Origin of the sequence: Chitinophaga deserti, assembly GCF_003149455.1 — a bacterium.
Lineage (GTDB): Bacteria > Bacteroidota > Bacteroidia > Chitinophagales > Chitinophagaceae > Chitinophaga > Chitinophaga deserti.
Genome location: NZ_QFFK01000001.1, coordinates 621,112 through 639,007 on the forward strand (window position 1 = coordinate 621,112; position 17,896 = coordinate 639,007).

Annotated in this window: 17 protein-coding genes; 7 read left to right on the forward strand and 10 right to left on the reverse strand. The window is 51.3% G+C overall.

Features of this window, described 5'->3' with window-relative positions:
- Positions 1–28: 28 nt before the first annotated feature.
- The gene (locus DEV76_RS02430; RefSeq protein WP_109694732.1) at positions 29–751 is read right to left on the reverse strand and encodes a LolA family protein; all 723 of its coding nucleotides are present in this window, start codon (positions 749–751) and stop codon (positions 29–31) included.
- A gap of 106 nt (positions 752–857) precedes the next feature.
- On the opposite strand from DEV76_RS02430, the gene ade reads away from it, so the two are divergent.
- Entirely contained in the window at positions 858–2,498 is a 1,641-nt protein-coding gene (gene ade / locus DEV76_RS02435) for an adenine deaminase (RefSeq protein ID WP_109694734.1), read from the forward strand.
- Here the strand turns inward: ade and DEV76_RS02440 are convergent.
- Positions 2,495–3,583 carry an anhydro-N-acetylmuramic acid kinase gene (locus tag DEV76_RS02440; protein WP_109694736.1) on the reverse strand — a complete coding sequence of 363 codons (1,089 nt, stop codon included), beginning with the start codon at positions 3,581–3,583 and terminating at the stop codon, positions 2,495–2,497. The two genes, ade and DEV76_RS02440, sit on opposite strands and share 4 nt — an antisense overlap.
- A gap of 93 nt (positions 3,584–3,676) precedes the next feature.
- Between DEV76_RS02440 and DEV76_RS02445 the strand changes: the two genes are divergently transcribed.
- From DEV76_RS02445 to DEV76_RS02455, 3 genes are all read left to right on the forward strand, one after another.
- A complete protein-coding gene (locus tag DEV76_RS02445; RefSeq protein ID WP_109694738.1) occupies positions 3,677–4,390 on the forward strand; it encodes a carboxypeptidase-like regulatory domain-containing protein in 714 nt (237 codons plus the stop codon).
- Positions 4,391–4,559: 169 nt separating this feature from the next.
- On the forward strand, positions 4,560–5,213 hold the full coding sequence (gene upp / locus DEV76_RS02450; protein ID WP_109694740.1) for a uracil phosphoribosyltransferase: 654 nt from the start codon (positions 4,560–4,562) through the stop codon (positions 5,211–5,213).
- A gap of 195 nt (positions 5,214–5,408) precedes the next feature.
- On the forward strand, positions 5,409–6,425 hold the full coding sequence (locus DEV76_RS02455) for a PorP/SprF family type IX secretion system membrane protein (protein ID WP_109694742.1): 1,017 nt from the start codon (positions 5,409–5,411) through the stop codon (positions 6,423–6,425).
- An 82-nt stretch (positions 6,426–6,507) separates the two neighbouring features.
- On the opposite strand, the gene DEV76_RS02460 is transcribed toward DEV76_RS02455, so the two are convergent.
- On the reverse strand, positions 6,508–7,119 hold the full coding sequence (locus tag DEV76_RS02460; protein ID WP_109694744.1) for a DNA-3-methyladenine glycosylase: 612 nt from the start codon (positions 7,117–7,119) through the stop codon (positions 6,508–6,510).
- Between the two features lie 92 nt (positions 7,120–7,211).
- Between DEV76_RS02460 and DEV76_RS02465 the strand changes: the two genes are divergently transcribed.
- Both DEV76_RS02465 and DEV76_RS02470 read left to right on the forward strand, forming a co-directional pair.
- Positions 7,212–7,991: an EI24 domain-containing protein gene (locus tag DEV76_RS02465; RefSeq protein ID WP_109694747.1), complete on the forward strand. Its 780-nt coding sequence runs from the start codon at positions 7,212–7,214 to the stop codon at positions 7,989–7,991.
- 33 nt (positions 7,992–8,024) lie between these two features.
- Positions 8,025–8,735 (forward strand): SAM-dependent methyltransferase, encoded by a 711-nt coding sequence (locus tag DEV76_RS02470; RefSeq protein WP_109694749.1) that lies wholly within the window; start codon positions 8,025–8,027, stop codon positions 8,733–8,735.
- A gap of 527 nt (positions 8,736–9,262) precedes the next feature.
- Here the strand turns inward: DEV76_RS02470 and DEV76_RS02475 are convergent.
- From DEV76_RS02475 to DEV76_RS02485, 3 genes are all read right to left on the reverse strand, one after another.
- Positions 9,263–10,039 carry a hypothetical protein gene (locus tag DEV76_RS02475; RefSeq protein WP_109694751.1) on the reverse strand — a complete coding sequence of 259 codons (777 nt, stop codon included), beginning with the start codon at positions 10,037–10,039 and terminating at the stop codon, positions 9,263–9,265.
- 233 nt (positions 10,040–10,272) lie between these two features.
- The gene (locus tag DEV76_RS02480) at positions 10,273–10,668 is read right to left on the reverse strand and encodes a hypothetical protein (RefSeq protein WP_109694753.1); all 396 of its coding nucleotides are present in this window, start codon (positions 10,666–10,668) and stop codon (positions 10,273–10,275) included.
- Between the two features lie 8 nt (positions 10,669–10,676).
- Entirely contained in the window at positions 10,677–12,050 is a 1,374-nt protein-coding gene (locus DEV76_RS02485) for a M20/M25/M40 family metallo-hydrolase (protein WP_198651917.1), read from the reverse strand.
- 80 nt (positions 12,051–12,130) lie between these two features.
- On the opposite strand from DEV76_RS02485, the gene bshA reads away from it, so the two are divergent.
- Positions 12,131–13,270 (forward strand): N-acetyl-alpha-D-glucosaminyl L-malate synthase BshA, encoded by a 1,140-nt coding sequence (bshA, locus tag DEV76_RS02490; protein WP_109694755.1) that lies wholly within the window; start codon positions 12,131–12,133, stop codon positions 13,268–13,270.
- 72 nt (positions 13,271–13,342) lie between these two features.
- On the opposite strand, the gene DEV76_RS02495 is transcribed toward bshA, so the two are convergent.
- From DEV76_RS02495 to dut, 4 genes are read right to left on the reverse strand one after another with little or no spacing between them, the layout of a single operon-like run.
- Complete coding sequence (locus tag DEV76_RS02495; protein WP_109694757.1) at positions 13,343–14,785, reverse strand: murein hydrolase activator EnvC family protein; 1,443 nt, start codon at positions 14,783–14,785, stop codon at positions 13,343–13,345.
- Positions 14,786–14,835: 50 nt separating this feature from the next.
- Positions 14,836–15,669, reverse strand: a complete 834-nt coding sequence (locus DEV76_RS02500) for a DUF4292 domain-containing protein (RefSeq protein ID WP_157962679.1) — start codon at positions 15,667–15,669, stop codon at positions 14,836–14,838.
- Between the two features lie 32 nt (positions 15,670–15,701).
- Positions 15,702–17,444, reverse strand: coding sequence for a tetratricopeptide repeat protein (locus DEV76_RS02505; protein WP_109694761.1), 1,743 nt, complete (start codon positions 17,442–17,444; stop codon positions 15,702–15,704).
- Positions 17,445–17,446: 2 nt separating this feature from the next.
- Entirely contained in the window at positions 17,447–17,890 is a 444-nt protein-coding gene (gene dut, locus DEV76_RS02510) for a dUTP diphosphatase (RefSeq protein WP_198651918.1), read from the reverse strand.
- Positions 17,891–17,896 lie beyond the last annotated feature (6 nt).

Sequence of the window (17,896 nt, forward strand, 5' to 3'; positions counted from 1 at the left end):
CGGTTTTCTTTTTATGCTGCAGCTGCGGTTATTTCGCGGCCGGCTTCTGGAAAGTGCTGTCCGGAACGGGCGGGTTGGCAGTTACTTTGGTAAGTACAACAACGGTTTCCATGGGCGACTGCTCGATCTTTGCGGCGTAGGAATACCCATCGCTGGTTTTCTTGTAATCGCTCAGTTTGGTTACCAGCGTCATTTCCTGCCCCTGTACATTACCGGTGGTGACACGCTTGGTGATGAAGAAAGTGGCGGGATCGATGAAGTAATGCGCTACAGAACCGTTTTTACGGGTGAGTTTGAACTTGTATTGCTCCGGCCCGTCTGACGCATCTTTACCTACCAGCTCCACGGTATGGCCTTTTGCTTTGGCATCTACCAGTTCGCCTTCGAGGTCCAGTTCGGAACCGATGTCTTTCATATCATCAGGATTAGCATCTACCGGCTCTGTCTGTTGCTGAACCGGGAGGAGGAACCATCCGCCGGTGGGGGTAGCCACCTGGATGTTGGTAGTGCCCATGGCTTCAAACTCCACCCGCATGGCGGTATTGCTGAGTACTGTGATTTTGAAGGGAAAATCCATGCCCTGAACAGACATGGTACCTTCGGAGTATAATGACTTGAGGGATTTCAGTTTGGCATCGCCACCCATTGCTGCCTGGTGTTTGGCGATGATCTCGTCGGCCGTTTGGGCCTGTGAACTGATGGCTGCTCCGGAAAGGGCTATAGTAATGGCTAACCCGAGGAATCTTTTCATTGATGAGGATTTAAATGATAGACGAATAGAGTACAAATGTATCTTTTCCGGGAAACTGGCAAAATCATTTCACGCAGTTTTAACAGTTTTTCCCGAGTTTAGCCACATGAACGCATTGCATATTGCAGGGCATGTAGTGGACATCCCCGGCAGAAGAACCTTTCCCGCTGTTGTTTCTATGGAAGAGGGCAAAATAACCGCAGTAAAGCCGGCTACAGCGCCGGTTCCCGCTCGCTTTATCCTTCCCGGCTTCATTGATGCCCATGTGCATGTGGAAAGCTCCATGCTGGTTCCTTCAGAATTTGCCCGTATGGCCGTTGTTCATGGTACGGTGGGCAGTGTATCCGACCCGCATGAGATCGCCAACGTATGCGGCGAAAAAGGCGTGGAATTTATGCTGGATAACGGAAGGCAGGTACCCTTCCGCTTCTGCTTCGGCGCTCCCTCCTGCGTACCCGCCACCGTATTCGAAACCGCAGGCGATGCCATTGATGCTGCAGGGGTAGACAGATTGCTGCAAAGGCCCGATATATACTACCTCTCAGAAATGATGAACTTCCCCGGCGTACTGCATCACGATCCGGAAGTAATGCAAAAGATAGCAGCGGCGAAGAAATACGGTAAGCCGGTAGACGGCCACGCTCCCGGCCTTCGTGGCAACCTTGCCGCGCAATATGCAGCCGCAGGCATCTCTACCGACCATGAATGCTTCACACTGGAAGAAGCGCTCGACAAACTTGCCGCAGGCATGCACATCCTCATCCGTGAAGGCAGCGCCGCACGCAATTTCGAAGCCCTCGAACCACTGATCTCCACACATCCGCAGCGCGTTATGTTCTGCAGTGATGATAAGCATCCGGATAATCTCGAAGAAGGACATATCAACCTTCTTGTAAAAAGAGCCCTCGCCAAAGGGCACGACCTGTACAACATCCTGCAGGCAGCCTGCATCAATCCGGTGGTACATTACAACATACCCGCAGGACTGCTCCGTGTAGGCGACCACGCAGATTTCATTATCGCAGATAACCTTAGCGATTTCAATATCCTCGAAACATGGATCGGCGGCAGGCAGGTAGCCCTTGAAGGTGAAACACTCATTTCCGCAGTACCCGTAACGCCCATCAACCGCTTCCACTGCACCGCCAAACCGGTAACTGATTTCCACATCCCCGCACCGGCAGATACCTGCAATGTAAAAGTGATCGAAGCACTGGATGGTCAGCTCATCACCCAGCCACTTACCTTTCAGCTCACCGCACAAAACGGATTGCTCAACAGCGATGTTGCGCAGGACGTATTGAAGATTACGGTCGTGAACCGTTATGAAGACGCTCCTCCGGCCTGTGCTTTCATTCACCGCTTCGGCCTCCGCTCCGGCGCTATCGCCTCCACTGTTGCACACGACAGTCACAACATCATAGCCGTAGGGGTTGATGATGAAAGTATCCGCCGTGCAGTGAATGCGCTGATAGGTGCAGAAGGTGGTATTTGCGTGATCGACGGAGAGAAGGAATACATCCTGCCATTGCCGGTTGCCGGCCTTATGAGTGCAGGCGATGGCTATGATACCGCACTCCGCTACAGCCAGCTCGATAAAGCGGCGAAAGCATTGGGCAGTAAGCTGGATGCGCCTTTCATGACCTTATCGTTCATGGCGCTGCTCGTCATCCCCCGGCTGAAACTCAGCGACAGAGGGCTTTTCGACGGAGATAATTTTTCTTTTACGGAATTGGTACAGGCCTAGTCTTCACTTACCCAGAGGGCGCCGTTCACACTATCGCGCGGAGCGCCGGTAACGGAAGAAAGAATATTAGGCTGCTGACGCCAGCGGAGCGCACCGATGAGCGCCATTACAAGGGCCTCCTTGTAAGCGGCCGTTTGCTCATCCGGCACTACGAGGGTGATACCCAGCGGGTCGAGGCGGGCATCAATGGTTTCTATCAGGAAGCGGTTAAAAGCGCCGCCGCCCGTAACCAGCATTTGCGCCCCCTGCGTGGGGAGCCCCAGGCCTTTTACGGAAGCTTCTATCTGCGTGGCAATGTGTTCCACATAAGTGCGCAGCTTACCCTGTACGGAAAGGGTGTGGCCTGCTATCAATGGCAGCACGGTATCGGTACCGAAATCGTTTGCAAGCGATTTGGGAGAAGGCAGCGCGTAGTAGGGCAGGGCGTTGAGGGCTGAAAGCAATGCTTCGTCGGTTACTCCGCCAGCTGCAAGACTGCCGTTTTCATCATAAGCCTTACCCAGCCCCTGTGCCAGCGTATCCAGCACCCGGTTAGCCGGACAGATATCAAAAGCCTGGTAAGATTCACCGTTTTTAGCGGAGATATTGGCGATACCGCCCAGGTTGAGCAGGTAGGCAAAGTCAGGGAAGAGGTATTTTTCACCGATGGGTACGATGGGAGCGCCCTGTCCGCCGAGGGCTACGTCAATAGCTCGGAGGTCTGTGATGGCAGGGAGGCCTGTTACCGCGGCAATGGAAGCACCATCGCCCAGCTGGGCTGTGGTCCGCTGTTCGGGTATATGGAAAGTGGTATGCCCGTGCGATGCAACGAAATGGACCTTATGGTTCAGTCCGTTCCGTTCTATAAAAGCGTTCACCTGCTCACCGGTAAAGCGGCCGTAAGCGGTATGAAGTAACTGGTAATCACGGGCGTTCATGTGGATGGCATCGCGCAGGGAGTTTCTCAACTCATCGGCATAAGGGATGCATTCGGCGGCATGGATCTGGTAAGACCATTGTCCTCTCACTTCTGTAAGTTCCGCATACACAATATCCAAACCATCCAGCGAGCTGCCCGACATTAAACCGATTACGTGATATACCATTTCGAAAATTTTGGTCAAAGATAATGGAAGGCCCGCTTATTTTATGGAATAGAGGGGATGATATGCATCATGGGGTAAACAAACCTCCCGCCTATGCAACGCTATCTCCTTTGCTGTGCTTTCCTGCTGATCAGCGGTACACTTGCCGCTCAGGAAACGATCCGGGTTACAGGTACCGTCTATGATGCGGCAACGGATGAACCGCTGGCCGGGGTATCGGTCTTAATTACGGGTACACCTAACCGCACGGTTACGGACTCTGCCGGGCGCTTTACCCTGTTGAAAATCAAAGCGGAAAAGCATTACGGGCTGGAATTCCGATATATCGGGTATACTACTGTTAAGAAAACGTTCAGAAAGAAGGATACCGTGCTGAAAGTATATCTGGAAGCACGGGCATACTACCTGAAGGAAATGGTGGTGACAGGGCAAGGCCCGGTCCGCCGTACATTAATTATCGATTGCCGGGACCTTGCCAAACCTGCACTGCAAATGAGCAAGAAGCCGGGGCCCGCGCGGTGTAATAAGTCACAAAGTCTCACTCACCAGGATACCGTGCTGAAAGCACCACCGGAAACACGGGCATACCTCCTGAAGGAAATGGTGGTGAGGGGATACCCTGTCAACTGCGTATTGAGAAAAACCGAGACCACTTATTCCGTAATACCGGCCCCCGATGGCAGGGCCGGCAGGAAGATCAATGACAGCCGGTGTCCGGAAAAGTATCGGCTGACCGGTGCGCTTCCGTTTATCCGCGGGCGTGGCGCAACAGGGGATACTACTGCGGGAAAGTGCCTGCTCCCTTAATGGCGCTTAAACTACTGTACCGTAACCTGCGGAGCAGGCGCTGAAAGTTGATCAAACAGCCGGTGGTATTGAAGGATATCGTTACCCGGGCAAATGTTATCGGGCGGGAAAAAGCGGTCTGGTAGCGAAAAAAATGCTATTTTGGCGGCGTACGCAAAACAGCAGGGTTATGATAATCAATCTGAGTGACACCAACTCACTGGTAAGCGAGTGGATGAGCGAGATAAGGGATGAAGTGATCCAGAAAGACAGGATGCGGTTTCGCCGTAACCTGGAAAGACTGGGCGAGGTTGCCGCCTACGAAATCAGCAAAACGCTGATGTATGTAGACAAGGAAGTTGAAACCCCGCTGGGAAGCGCCCATGTGCAGGTGTTCAAGTACCAGCCGGTTATAGGTACCATCCTCCGGGCCGGACTGGCCATGCACCAGGGCCTTGTTAACTACTTCGACAAAGCCGATCATGCCTATGTTTCCGCGTACCGCAAGCATAACCGCGACGGATCTTTCGACATCAGCCTCGAATATGTGTCCTGTCCTCCGCTGGACGGGAAAGTCCTCATCCTCTCCGACCCTATGCTGGCAACCGGTGCTTCGCTGGTAAAAACCATCGAGCACATCGCCGAATTCGGTAAACCCGCTCATATCCACATCGTTACAGCTATTGCCTGTACTATCGGCATCGAGTACGTACAGCGCCACTCCGATGCCAATATCAGCATCTGGGCCGGCGATATCGACGATGAGCTGACTGCCAAAGGCTACATCGTACCCGGACTGGGCGATGCGGGAGATCTGGCTTTCGGGGAAAAGGTGCAGCAGTAACAAATGAGCAGATTTCGCGTTCTAAAGAAAGGCACTATAACAGTAAAAACAACCAGAATTAGCGTGGCCATGCTTAACTAAATCTATATCAATACCTCCTGCTATATATATAGATTTAATTTGAAATATAAAATTGATTTTCTACCTTAGCATTATATAGTGTCCCTATATGCCTTTAACCGATGAAGTATTGAAATGAAAAAAGTACTACTCCTATTAACCATAGCCCTTTATGCATTCAGCCCTGTTAAAGCGCAGGATCCGCATTTCACGCAGTTCTTTGCGTCTCCGATGACGCTGAATCCGGCATTTACGGGGTACTTCTCCGGCGACCTTCGTTTATCCGGCAATTACCGCAGCCAATGGCGCAGTATTGCTTCTCCTTATATCACAGGTACGCTGGCAGCGGATTTCGGTATTTTAAAGAATTCAATTCCTTATACAGACACCTGGGGTGCGGGTATACTTGCACTGTATGATAAAACCGGTGCAGGTGCACTCACTTCCAACTTCATAGCCGCCAGCACAGCATACCACAAAGGCCTGGATGTGGAAGGGAACCATACTTTAGGGCTTGGCGTACAGATGGCGCTGGTACAGAAGCGGGTAGATCAGAGTAAACTTATTTTCGAGCAGCAGATAGGAGACAACGGGTACGACCCTTCCCTGCCCAGTGGCGAAACCATTTCCAATACAAACATTTCTTATCTTGATTATAACGTGGGCCTGCTGTACAGCGGCCTTATCGGGGAATCGTCCAACATTTACCTCGGTGCTTCCTATTATCACTTCACACAGCCTACAGAAACTTTCCTTGATAATAATAACAACCGCCTGAGCTATCGCTATACCGTGCATGGCGGCGGTTCTTTCCCGGTTAACGGCGGCAACCGCATTCACGTTTCCGCACACTACATGCGGCAGAATCAGGCTGTAGAAACCACCATGGGTGCGGCTTACGGCTTCCTGCTGAACGATATGCCCGACAGTCCCACCATTTTCTACGTAGGTTCCTGGTTCCGTCTGAAAGATGCCGTGAATCCTTATGTAGGCCTTGAGTTCAACAGCTTCAAGGTAGGTTTGAGCTACGACATGAACGTATCTACCCTGAAGCCGGCCTCCAACTACCGCGGTGGTATGGAGATTTCCGTGATCTACATCGGCAAGAAAGGCGACAGCAACAAGAACGGCACGCTTTGCCCGAAGTTCTGATCCCCCCGCACATTACTTTATCTCTCTTTCAATACAGCAGGCCCGCAAGGGCCTGTTTCGTTTTCAGGAAGTGCCGTTGCAACTACCTGGTTAGTCCTTTCCCTTTACTCACCCATTTATTCCCCCTGATCCAGAACCGGTACGGCAGGTAAGCATCTTCCATGGCATAGGCCACGCCTACGCGGGTACCGGCAACAATATCCTTCGGTGGTATGGCGGGAGCATCTTCTATCCAGATCTGATTTCCAAGAAGGCTCTGGCCCGTGAGGGCAGTACTGATGCCCAGTGCGCGCGAAAGGCTGCCGGGGCCCGCAGTAAGGGTGTAATCCACTTTTTGCTTACCGGTGCGGTGCAGCATATCCGGAATACCTTCCAGCGGTTCAAGGCCGCGAACCAGTACGGCGTGCGGCACTTCCTGCAGATTGGTGACTACGTTGAAGAGATGATGAATACCGTAACAGAGATAAACATATGCAGCACCTCCTTCGGCAAACATGATTTCGGTACGTTGCGTACGCCGGTTGTTCCAGGCATGCGATGCCCTGTCTGCCCCGCCATTGTAAGCTTCCGTTTCCACAATTCTCCCGGATGTGCGGACACCATCTATTTCTGTCACCAAAACCTTTCCCAGCAAAGCTTTGGCTACTTTCAGTACATTTTTCTCGAGATAAAATGCGCGTTCCAGTTTAGGCATACTGAAAAATAATACTAATTTACGTTCGACCCATCCGTTGGTTGAGCAAAACTCCAGTACATTTTTTGCTTCATATCTAAAAAAAGCGAACGTTGTTTTCACTAAGAGAAGTTATAGGCGCCATACAGTCTTATGGCGCTGCCCATCGTTTCATTTCAACACACAGGTTGTGGAAGTGGATCGTTATACCGGGGATCGTGTACTGCCTTATGTTTGTGGCCGGGATCATTTATGTATGGGACTATTCCGGCGTTTTCATTGATTATGTACTCAACCTGCTCACATTAAAAACCTGGATAGAGGAGCTGCAGAACGGCTTTGTCAATTTCCTGTTTTTGCTGGTAGGGTTCGCCGTGCGCATGGTTTTCCTGATCATGTATTTCTCCTTCTTCAAATATTTGTTCTTAATAGTAGGCGCCCCGCTTTTCGCATATCTCTCCGAGAAAACGGAAAGTATTATGCAGGGCAAAGATTATCCGTTTAATGCCGCACAGCTGCTGAAGGACCTCTGGCGGGGGATCCGCCTTTCCCTCCGGAACCTCCTGTATCAGACGGGGCTGATGCTGGTATTGGCGATACTCGCATTCGTTCCTATCCTCGGATGGCTCACGCCGCTGATAGCCTTGCTGGTGGAATGCTATTACTTTGGATTTTCGATGATGGACTACAGCTTTGAGCGCCGCCGCTGGCCTATGGCGCAGAGTATCCGGTACATCCGTCAGCATAAAGGCATGGCATTAGGGAATGGGGTTGTATTTTATCTTTTCCTGTTCATCCCGGTACTGGGATGGCTACTTGCGCCCTGCTATGCAGTAATAGCGGCAACGATCCATTTGCAGGCGCAGCGCCTGCCGGAAGGAACGGAAGCCTAGAAAACCTATCTTTGCCGGAATTCATCAATTACTATGGCACAAAAGGGCAAATTATATCTTATTCCAACGGTTCTCAGTGCAGATGCGCTTTTCAGCCTTCCTGCGTATATCACTGATACCATCCGGCAGCTTCGTTTTTTCTTCGTGGAAGATGAAAGAACGGCACGCCGGTTCATGAAAGCCCTCGACCGTAGCATAAATATCGATGCACTGCAGCTCCACCCCATGAACAAGCAAAACCCGCCTGATACAGCGCTTGTAAAGAAGCTCCTGCAGGAAGGGCACTCCATCGGTGTGATCAGCGAAGCAGGATGCCCCGCAGTGGCAGACCCCGGCAACATCGTTGTGCAGGTCGCCCACCAGGTACAGGCTACCGTAGTGCCCATGGTTGGTCCTAACTCCATGCTCCTCGCCCTCATGGCCTCCGGCATGAATGGCCAGAACTTCCAGTTTGTGGGGTACCTGCCCATTAAGAATCTGGAAAGAATGCAGGCCATCAAAGAGCTGGAAGCTACTTCTGCCCAAAAGAAACAAACACAGCTTTTCATAGAAACCCCCTACCGCAATAACCCTCTTCTGAGAGATATACTCCAGCACGCCAGCGACAGTACTCTGCTTTGTGTGGCTGCAGACCTTACGGCGCCTACGGAATTTATCCGTACCCAAACCATTGCACAATGGAAAAAGGATAACCAGGACTTCCACAAAAGGCCCGCTATCTTCCTGCTCTACGCAGGACAATAAGTTTCCTGATACTGCCCGATAAGCGGTTTCAATTCAAGAATGCAACAATAACTTTCTCATCCCGGACGATGCTGCATTTCCGCGCAATACAATGTATTGTGTTGATATCCCAGTTCATAATACCATCGTTGCTGCCCGTCAAACCTATGGCTCCTGAAGGCCGCTCACGCCAGTTCTTCTCTTTTAAAGATTAGCTATTCCATACATAAAAGGAGGTTGCTGAAAGTATAATGAAACTGTAATGAATGCAGTTAGAAGCAGGTAAGTATTAAGTAACTCAGGAGTAACTACGGCTTAAATACGAGTTAAGTACGTCGATAACGTGGACTTGATGCGGAGGTGATGTGCAGGTGATGCGGAATTGTGTTGGAGGAGAGGGGAAGCAGGTAACAGGCATATAAAGGGAAGATCGGGCGCCTGCAGCCCATGGCAATGGCTGGCGGAAGAGTGGCCTGCCGTGTAGATTGGGGTTCCTTATTGTTTGATTATGAATTTCTTACAACTAAATATCCAGTAATGGCGATACGCTATTCCCGTTGATTGACAGCCTGCCTGTTTTGAGTGGAAGCGGCCTTACGGGGCGGCATTGAAGGTATGCCGGCTAGTTTCTTATGGGATTTGTTTTTTGCAAGCGAAACCTCAGGCTGCTGATCTTCGACAACCGCCACGATATCGGCGGCAAACCAGTTCCGGTCACGGTAATCACCGTCTTCCCCAATCTGCCTTACCTGTACAACTACCAGCAGTGTGCCCTTGCCGGGGACTTCAATAGACATTTCTGCACCATTGAAAGGTTGCTCCAGGTCGATGGTCATCACTACTGCATCGGTGCCGGTAATGCTGCGGGTGGCAAAGTCGATACGGGTGGCGATCAGTTTCACCTCCATCTGCTTTGCGGTGCCATAGTTGTTGCCATAGGCTTCCAACCGTTGCGCGGGTATGTGCAGCGTACCGTCTTTAGAGAAAACAGGCAGCTGAGGAAATAGCTTGTCAAGGCCCGTGTAGCCATTGAAACGGAAGTTCTTCAGGCCGGCATGGTTGTTCCTCCCTGCCTTCATGATGTAACTGTTCAGCCGGTTTACGAGGTAGCTGTCGGGGTAAATGTCCAGTTCGGGAGTGATGGCACTCCGGATAAGGGCACCTTTACGGCTGGCAGCGCCGAACCATTTGGCAGCCTGGCGTGTGTTGGCCGTTTGCCTGACTTGCTCGGGCTTAGTGCGCAAACAGTGTTTTCCGTTGCGCTTGTAAGAAATGATATTACCGAGTTTACCGGTAAATGGAATGATGGAATCTAAAATAGCCATTACTTTAATATTTAGTTGTACTGAAATATACGTAAGACGCACCAGAGGGGTATCCGGGGTGAATTGACGGATATTTAATGGTGCAGCAGTACATTTTGGCGGTTGTCCAATGGCAATAGCAGTAAGGTTGAATATTCTCGAAAGTCACTTCGACGGGGGTTAGAAGTTTTCGAAAAATACAATGGCTCCCCTTCCAATAAAAAAAGCCGGGTGTTTCCACCCGGCTTTTTGCCTTAAAATGTCGTTCGTTTACCCGTACCAGGGTCCGTCACTGATATCACACTATCTACTATAAAGCTGCTATACCCGCGCCAGGGCAGGGCGCCGAGGTACTCTTTGTAATGTAATTCCAGAATCTTCCCGCTGCTGCTCATCAGCATCTGTGCCACCCTCTCATCCGTTACGGAAAACTGGAACTCGTTCGACTGCATGCCGCCCATGTTCTGGGGTTTAAAGCCCGTCTGGATCAGCCTGCCTTCATACGTTTTCCAGATATACCCCTTCTGCACAAAATAGTTCAGCTCACCCGCCTTGGCCCCGCGGCCAAATACAAAGTAATACCGGTAGTAAAAGAAGCCTCCCAGTACTACCAGGATGATTGCGATAATGATCAGTACAAATTTCTTCATGGTCAGGATTATAAACCGTATTTATCAACAAGATAGATCAATGCCCCCATGCCGATGGCACCCATTTCCAGTTCCCGCTTATTCACGGATTCAAATACATCGGATGCGGCATGATGAATATCAAAATAACGCTGTGAGTCAGGAGAAAGTTCAGCCATAGGGATGCCGAACGCACGGCCCAACGGTGTGATATCCACTCCGGAACCAACTTCATCGAAGTCATACAAGCCATATGGAATCATTAATGGTGCCCAGCTCTTCACTTTTGCACGCTGCGCATCCGTCATTTCCATGATAAAGCCACGCGGAGTGAAACCACCGGCGTCGCTCTCCAGTGCGAATAGGTGCTTTTCGTTATTCGTTTTTGCCAGCTCTGCATATTTGGCACCACCGCGTACACCGTTCTCTTCGTTTGCGAAAAGTACTACGCGCAGGGTCCGTTTTGGGCGGAGGCCCATGGTTTTAAACGCTCTCAGTATTTCAACGCTCTGCACCACACCGGCGCCATCGTCATGGGCACCTTCGCAGTTATCCCACGAATCGAGATGCGCACCTACCGTGATGTACTCATCCGGAAACTCGCTTCCGCGCAGTTCGCCAATCACGTTATGGCCAATGGTATCGGGCAGCATCTGGCAGGTGGTGCGGAGGAAAACCTGCATAGACGGGTCGTTCACGATCCGCTTGCTCAGCCGCCCGGCATCTTTCAGGCCGATGGCTACGGCAGCAATCTTCGGGAAAGAATCGTTGTAACGGGTGCTGCCGGTATGCGGATGATTATCCATGCTATGGCTCATAGATCGTACAATGATGGCCAGTGCGCCGTATTTAGCTGCCCGGCTGGGCCCCTGACTGCGGAATTTCACCGCATCGCCATAGCTATGAAAGGTTTTAATGAATTTCGGGTTGAAGGGATAATTGTAAAACACGATCTTCCCTTTCACTTCGCTCTTCCGGGCTTCCAGTTCCTCGAAAGAGCTTACTTCCAGTACAGGTGCGGTAACACCTTTGCTGCCAGTACCAACGGAATTGCCCAGTGCAATGATATTCAGCGGCGGTACAAAATCGCGGCGCCGGCTAATAATCTTTGCCTGTTCCTTTTCGCCACGCACCCAATGCGGCACCATGCATTCCTGTGTAAATACCTTATCTGCCCCTGCCGCTTTTAACACCTCAGCGCCCCACTTTTCTGCTTTCACCATTTGCGGGGAGCCGGCCAGCCGGCCACCGATCTGTTTGGTGAGTACACGTAAATTTTCGTAAGCGGTGCTGCGGGTCAGCACTTCATCTGCCATCCGGCGGATGGTCAGCGAGTCGGACTCCTGGGCCCATGCGGTTTGTACCGTAAGGCAGGCCAGGACTGCTAAAATTGGCTTCATCATGATAAGATCCGGATTTTCGGCTTTAAAGCTAACTAATTTTAAAATACTTACCTTAGCAACTCATTAAATCCACTTCTCGGATGCGCATTGGAATTGTATGCTACCCAACTTATGGCGGTAGCGGCGTATTGGCGACGGAACTGGGCAAGGCCCTGGCCGACAAAGGTCATCTGGTACATTTCATCACTTACCAGCAACCCGTCAGACTGAATGCCTTCCACGCCAATATTTATTATCACGAAGTTCAGGTTCCCACATATCCGCTGTTCGACTTTCCTCCCTATGAAAGTGCGCTCAGCAGTACGATGGTAGACGTGATCCTCAATCAGAAACTCGACCTTCTTCACGTACACTACGCCATTCCACACGCTTCTACCGCGTATATGGCACAGCAGATCGTGGCAAAGCAGGGCCGTCATATCCCGTTCATCACCACGCTTCATGGTACGGATATTACGCTGGTAGGGAAAGACAAGACGTACGCTCCCGTAGTCACTTTCTCCATCAATGAATCCGATGCTATTACGGCGGTATCCAACAACCTGCGGGACGAAACTTATAAATCGTTCCCTATTGAAAAGGATATCTCGGTGATCTACAACTTTGTGGATACGGCACGCTTCAAGCGCCGCGAGCTTCCGCATTTCCGCCAGGCTATTGCACCTAACGGAGAAAAGATCCTCCTGCATGTGTCTAACTTCCGGAAAGTGAAGCGCGTGCCGGATGTAGTGAAGGTTTTCCGCCAGGTACGTGATGTGATGCCTGCCAAGCTTTTGCTTGTGGGCGACGGGCCCGACCGGCCTATGATCGAATGCATGTGCCGCGAAATGGGCCTGTGCGACGATATCCGGTTCGTGGGTAAACAGGAGCAGCTGGAAGATGTGATGTCTATCTCCGACCTGTTCCTCCTCCCGTCTGAATACGAAAGCTTCGGTCTTGCAGCACTGGAAGCTATGGCCAGCCAGGTTCCCGTACTATCGTCTAATGCAGGCGGCCTTCCTGAAATCAATATTGATGGTGTTACCGGATACAGCAGTCCTGTTGGCGATGTTGACCAGATGGCTTCCCATGCCATTACCATCCTGCAGGATGAAAAGCTGCTTGCCACACTCCGTAAAGGAGCGCTTGAGCAGGCACTCCGCTTCCATATCGATAATATCATTCCGCAATACGAAGCCCTGTACGATACCGTGCTTCAACAGGCAGCAGTACGCATCTGACGGATGTGTGCTTAAAAAGAAAGAGCGGCAGGTTACCCCTGCCGCTCTTTCTTTTTGCCGTATTACCGGTGTTTATCTTTGTTTGATCCAGCCGTTTGCGTTCTGGAGCTTATCACCTTTATAGATCTGTACTTCCACCACACCAGCGCTTTCCTCTTCGTTGGTACGGGCAGTGCCTATCACCTGACCGGTAGATACCTGCTGGCCGGTTTTCACGTTGAAGGAGCTGAGGCCTACGTAGTTAGTGAAGTATTGACCGTGGCGGATCATCACAGCATACCCGCCGCCGGGGATGGCAAATACGATACGTACTTCCCCTTTAAACAAGGCTTTTACATTACCGCCTTTGCGGGTGGCGAAGATCATACCGTCGTTATCCTGCACGATCTTGATATCCGGGTTGCGCTGCGGGCCGAAGAATCCGATAATGGAGCCGGACTCTACAGGCCAGGGGAGTTTGCCTTTGTTGATCTCAAAATTTTCTGACAGGGCCACAGCTTCCGGCGATGCTTCCAGTACACTCACAACGCGTGTTGGTCTTTCCGGTGTAGGTGCCGGAGGCTCCGGTTTGGGAGCCGGGGGCGGTGCTGCAGGTGTGGGAGCAGCCGTGTTGTTATTGGCAGTATTGTTATTTGCGGCATTGTTAGCTGCTGCAGCTTTCGCGGCTTCACGTGCTGCTGCCAGAGCACGCTGGCGTTCTTCTTCCCTTCGTTTCTTCTCTTCTGCTGCAGCTTTTTTGCGGGCCAGCTCTTCTGCTTCCGCCTTCTTACGCGCGGCCTCAATTTCTTTACGGATAACCGCGCGGATGAGGTCCTGTACTTTCTTCTGGTCTTTTTGTTTCTGTGCTATATCTGCCGCCAGTTCCTTTTCACGGCCTTTCAGCTTGCTAAGCACTTCGTCTTTCTCTTTCCTGTCTTTCTCAAGTGTCTCCCGTTCTTTCTGCTCCGTTGTGAGGGCTGTGGAACGTTTATCTTTCTGATCCTGGAGGTTCTTTACTTTTATACGCAGCTGTTCCTGTGTTTCCACAATGTTATCGGCCTGGCGGCGGCGGAAATCGCGGTACTGCTGCAGGTACTTATATCTTTTAACTGCATCGTTAAAGCTTTTGGCGGAAAACACGAAGTTCAGCAATGCGTAGGAACTCCGGTTTTTGTAGGCCGACACGATGAGTTGGGCGTATTGTTCTTTCAGTGTATCCAGATCGCGCTGGAGGGTTTTTACATCGCGCAGGGCGGAATTGATATCGCCGTTGATGAAATTGATCTCTTCGTTGATGTTACGGATCATCCTGGAGCGTACGTCGATCTTATTACGGAGTGCGCGCAGCTGGCCAAGGTTTTCCCGGCTCGACTTCTTTGTTTCTTTCAGGGTAGCCTGCACTTCTTCCATTTCTTTCTGCAGCTCACGTTTCCTTCGCTCCAGTTCTTCCCGGCTCTGGTTCTGCGCATGCAGCAGCCCCGGCGCCAATGCCAGTGCCAAAATCAATAGCGGGATGAACTTTTTCAATTGCATCATATTATTCTGAAGTGATGTTTATTAACGTTAAATATACAACGAAATTGTATTTACTGACGGGTATAGGATGCCGGAATGGGGAACGGGAAGCTCACGGGCTTGTTAAACTCCATTTTCCGGAAGTCGAGCGCCACCTTCATTACGTTCTTTTCTTCCACATAGATCTTCCGCTGGAAGGCCAGTTTGCGGCCGTCTGTGGTACGGAAGTCGCCGTAAGTCAGCTCAACTACCCTGGGGGTTGGCCGCGAGCCGTCAGCATCCGTGATCTTTACCTGCTGAATGGAATAATCGTCGGCAAACACATTGAACTGGCTCACCAGTTCCTGCATTCTGGATACGAACGATACGATGGATTGCGTGCGTACTACCTGGCCAACAGAATCGCCAAGGAACACGGGGTTTCCTACGATCAGGTCCTGCAGTTCGGTGAGGCTCAGGTTCAGCTTCATCAGCTCCTGGCCTTCGCTGGTGCTGCGGAGCATCACGGTGCCTTCAAGTTTATTGGTGACTTTAATACTATCGCGGGTAATGAGGATGCGGGCGCCTTCCACGTTGAGGGGGCCGCCAATGCGAACCCATATGGCACTGTCGTATTGCATCCGGATGTTCACACCGAGGTTATTGCCTTTTTTGCCCCTGTCGTCTTCAAAATCCATTTTCACATCCGCAGTAAAGGTTTCATAGGTAACACGGTTGGCTTTCACCTTATCGCGGATCTCTATCGCTTCAGCAGCAGCTTTACCATTAACCGCCGAATCAGGCCGGGTAACAGGGGCAGTGCTGTCAGACGGGAAAGTGGCACGGGTTATCCGTGTGGAGCGGCAGGAGAAGAATGCCAGACTGATCAGTGGTGCAACAATTGTAAGTACTATTTTACGATTCATGATACTGTTCAACGATTTTTAGTGCCCGCCATTTAACGGTCCATATTTTTGATGTAGCGCCGCTCCGCAATCTTACGGGCCAGCCCGTGAGAATTGGCGCCTTTGGCTTTCGCCATCTGCCAGTATTGCATGGCTTTCTCTTTTTCGTTCAGATTGAAAAGGATGTCTCCATAATGTTCCAGCACGTCAGGGTCCTGCTGCGCATCACTGAACTCGAGTGCTTTCTCGATCCATACACGTGCATCCCGGTAACGGCCGAGGCGGAAGAGGATCCATGCGTAAGTGTCGAGATAAGTAGGGCTATCCGGCTTCAGCTCGATGGACTTTCTGCTGAGGGCTTCCGCCTTATCCAGCTTCTCACCGCGCATAGACAGGTAAAAGCTGTAGTTATTCATGACAATATGATCCTTCGGCCGCATGCCCAGCACGATCTCGTAGCAGCTGTCGCTACGGGAATGCAGGCCACTGGCGTGATAGGTATCTCCCAGCAGGGCATATACATCGGCCACGAAGCGTTTTTCGCCACCGATGCCCAATGCTCCGTTCAGGGAAGAAGCCGCGGCATCATACCGTTGTTTGAAATAGTTAGCCAGCCCGTTGAAGTAATAACCCATGAACTCGCGGGGGAACTGCTGCATCACCTTGTTGCTGACACGCAGGAGGGAATCGGGCTGATCGGTACGCGAGTAAAGGTACATGAGCTGGTACCATACGCTGAAGCGGGTAGAGTCCAGTGAAAGGGCGTGATGGTAATTGATGAGCGCACTATCCGGCACATCTGCCTGGGAGTACATATCGGCGCGGAGGGCATATGCCTTGGCGTCTGCCGGATGTGATTCCACGATCAGGTTGGCCAGCATAATACCTTCGCCACGTTTGGTGGTATCGGTTTCCAGCATCTGGAGGTAGGGGTAAACAAAAGATACCTTTTCGTCGATACTGAATTCAGGATTATTAAATGCTTTCAGCAGGAATGCGCGGTAGCGTTCCTCATTACCATTCTTCTTTTCCATATTGGCCACGGCGATAAGGGCACGTGGCTGCTGCGGATCGATCATGAGAATGGAATCGTAGACTGCTTTGGCAGCCGCCGGCCTGTCTACCGCTTCATAGATCTCTGCCAGTAGCCCCCAGTAACGGAGTTCTTCCGGTTGCTGGGCAATGAGGCGCCTTACTTCGGAGGCTGCTTCATCAGGCATATTGAGCCGCATGTAAATGCGCTGCTTCTGAAATACGACTTCATCATTGATTCCTACGCGGGCTTCGAGGGTATCGAATATGCGGAGGGCTTCGGAGAAATGCCTGCCTTTGGAAAGGGAAAGCCCTTTATTGAACAGCAGGTCATCATCCTGCGGTGTTTGTACCATCAGCCGGTCGTATACATACGCAGCACTGTCGAACATCTCGTTAACGGTGAAGGCTTCGGCCAATGCCAGCTGATACCATTTGTTGGAAGAATCCATAGATGCCGCACGCCGTGCGAAGCCGAGTGTATACTGCGCATTACGCCCTTCGAGGAAGAGGCGGCTCAGTTCGTAATACACGGCAGCATTATCGCGGTTGAGGCGCAGGTAATCGGAATACTGGGTGATGGCAGTTTTATAATCCCCGAGCATTTTAGAGCGCTGTGCGGCAAAAAAGAGACTGTCCGCCCGTTGCGCCAGGATTTCCTTTTGCAATGGTGCGGGTATCGAGGAAGCAGTTTTGCGTTGACTGCCGCAGGAAACTGCTATCAGCCCCGATAAGGCCAGGATCAATATGCCGGTAATACGCATTATTAGGATTTACCTGTATGCCCGAATCCGCCGGCTCCCCTTTCAGTATCCGTCAGCTCCCCTACTTCCGTAAGTGTAGCCTGAACGAAAGGGGCGATCACCATCTGCGCGATACGGTCGGCATGCTGGATGGTTTGCGGTTCGGTAGATAAATTGATCATGATGATTTTAATCTCTCCCCTGTAATCTGCATCAATCGTGCCGGGTGTATTGAGGAGAGTGAGGCCCTGTTTGATGGCCAGCCCGCTGCGGGGGCGTATCTGCGCTTCGAAGCCCGAAGGCAGTTCCATAAAAAGCCCTGTGGGGATGAGTGTACGCTCCATGGGTTGCAGTGTAACTGCAGTTTCCAGGTTAGCGCGGAGGTCCATACCGGCCGCTTCGGCCGTTGCGTATTCGGGCAGTGGGTTGCCGGAACGGTTGATGATTTTTACTTGAATATCAGCCATTGAACA

Bases quoted from the DNA above. Each gene is read 5' to 3' on its own strand.
- DEV76_RS02430 (WP_109694732.1), bottom strand. From the start codon at position 751: ATGAAAAGATTCCTCGGGTTAGCCATTACTATAGCCCTTTCCGGAGCA.
- ade (WP_109694734.1), top strand. From the start codon at position 858: ATGAACGCATTGCATATTGCAGGGCATGTAGTGGACATCCCCGGCAGA.
- DEV76_RS02440 (WP_109694736.1), bottom strand. From the start codon at position 3,583: ATGGTATATCACGTAATCGGTTTAATGTCGGGCAGCTCGCTGGATGGT.
- DEV76_RS02445 (WP_109694738.1), top strand. From the start codon at position 3,677: ATGCAACGCTATCTCCTTTGCTGTGCTTTCCTGCTGATCAGCGGTACA.
- upp (WP_109694740.1), top strand. From the start codon at position 4,560: ATGATAATCAATCTGAGTGACACCAACTCACTGGTAAGCGAGTGGATG.
- DEV76_RS02455 (WP_109694742.1), top strand. From the start codon at position 5,409: ATGAAAAAAGTACTACTCCTATTAACCATAGCCCTTTATGCATTCAGC.
- DEV76_RS02460 (WP_109694744.1), bottom strand. From the start codon at position 7,119: ATGCCTAAACTGGAACGCGCATTTTATCTCGAGAAAAATGTACTGAAA.
- DEV76_RS02470 (WP_109694749.1), top strand. From the start codon at position 8,025: ATGGCACAAAAGGGCAAATTATATCTTATTCCAACGGTTCTCAGTGCA.
- DEV76_RS02475 (WP_109694751.1), bottom strand. From the start codon at position 10,039: ATGGCTATTTTAGATTCCATCATTCCATTTACCGGTAAACTCGGTAAT.
- DEV76_RS02480 (WP_109694753.1), bottom strand. From the start codon at position 10,668: ATGAAGAAATTTGTACTGATCATTATCGCAATCATCCTGGTAGTACTG.
- DEV76_RS02485 (WP_198651917.1), bottom strand. From the start codon at position 12,050: ATGATGAAGCCAATTTTAGCAGTCCTGGCCTGCCTTACGGTACAAACC.
- bshA (WP_109694755.1), top strand. From the start codon at position 12,131: ATGCGCATTGGAATTGTATGCTACCCAACTTATGGCGGTAGCGGCGTA.
- DEV76_RS02495 (WP_109694757.1), bottom strand. From the start codon at position 14,785: ATGATGCAATTGAAAAAGTTCATCCCGCTATTGATTTTGGCACTGGCA.
- DEV76_RS02500 (WP_157962679.1), bottom strand. From the start codon at position 15,669: ATGAATCGTAAAATAGTACTTACAATTGTTGCACCACTGATCAGTCTG.
- DEV76_RS02505 (WP_109694761.1), bottom strand. From the start codon at position 17,444: ATGCGTATTACCGGCATATTGATCCTGGCCTTATCGGGGCTGATAGCA.
- dut (WP_198651918.1), bottom strand. From the start codon at position 17,890: ATGGCTGATATTCAAGTAAAAATCATCAACCGTTCCGGCAACCCACTG.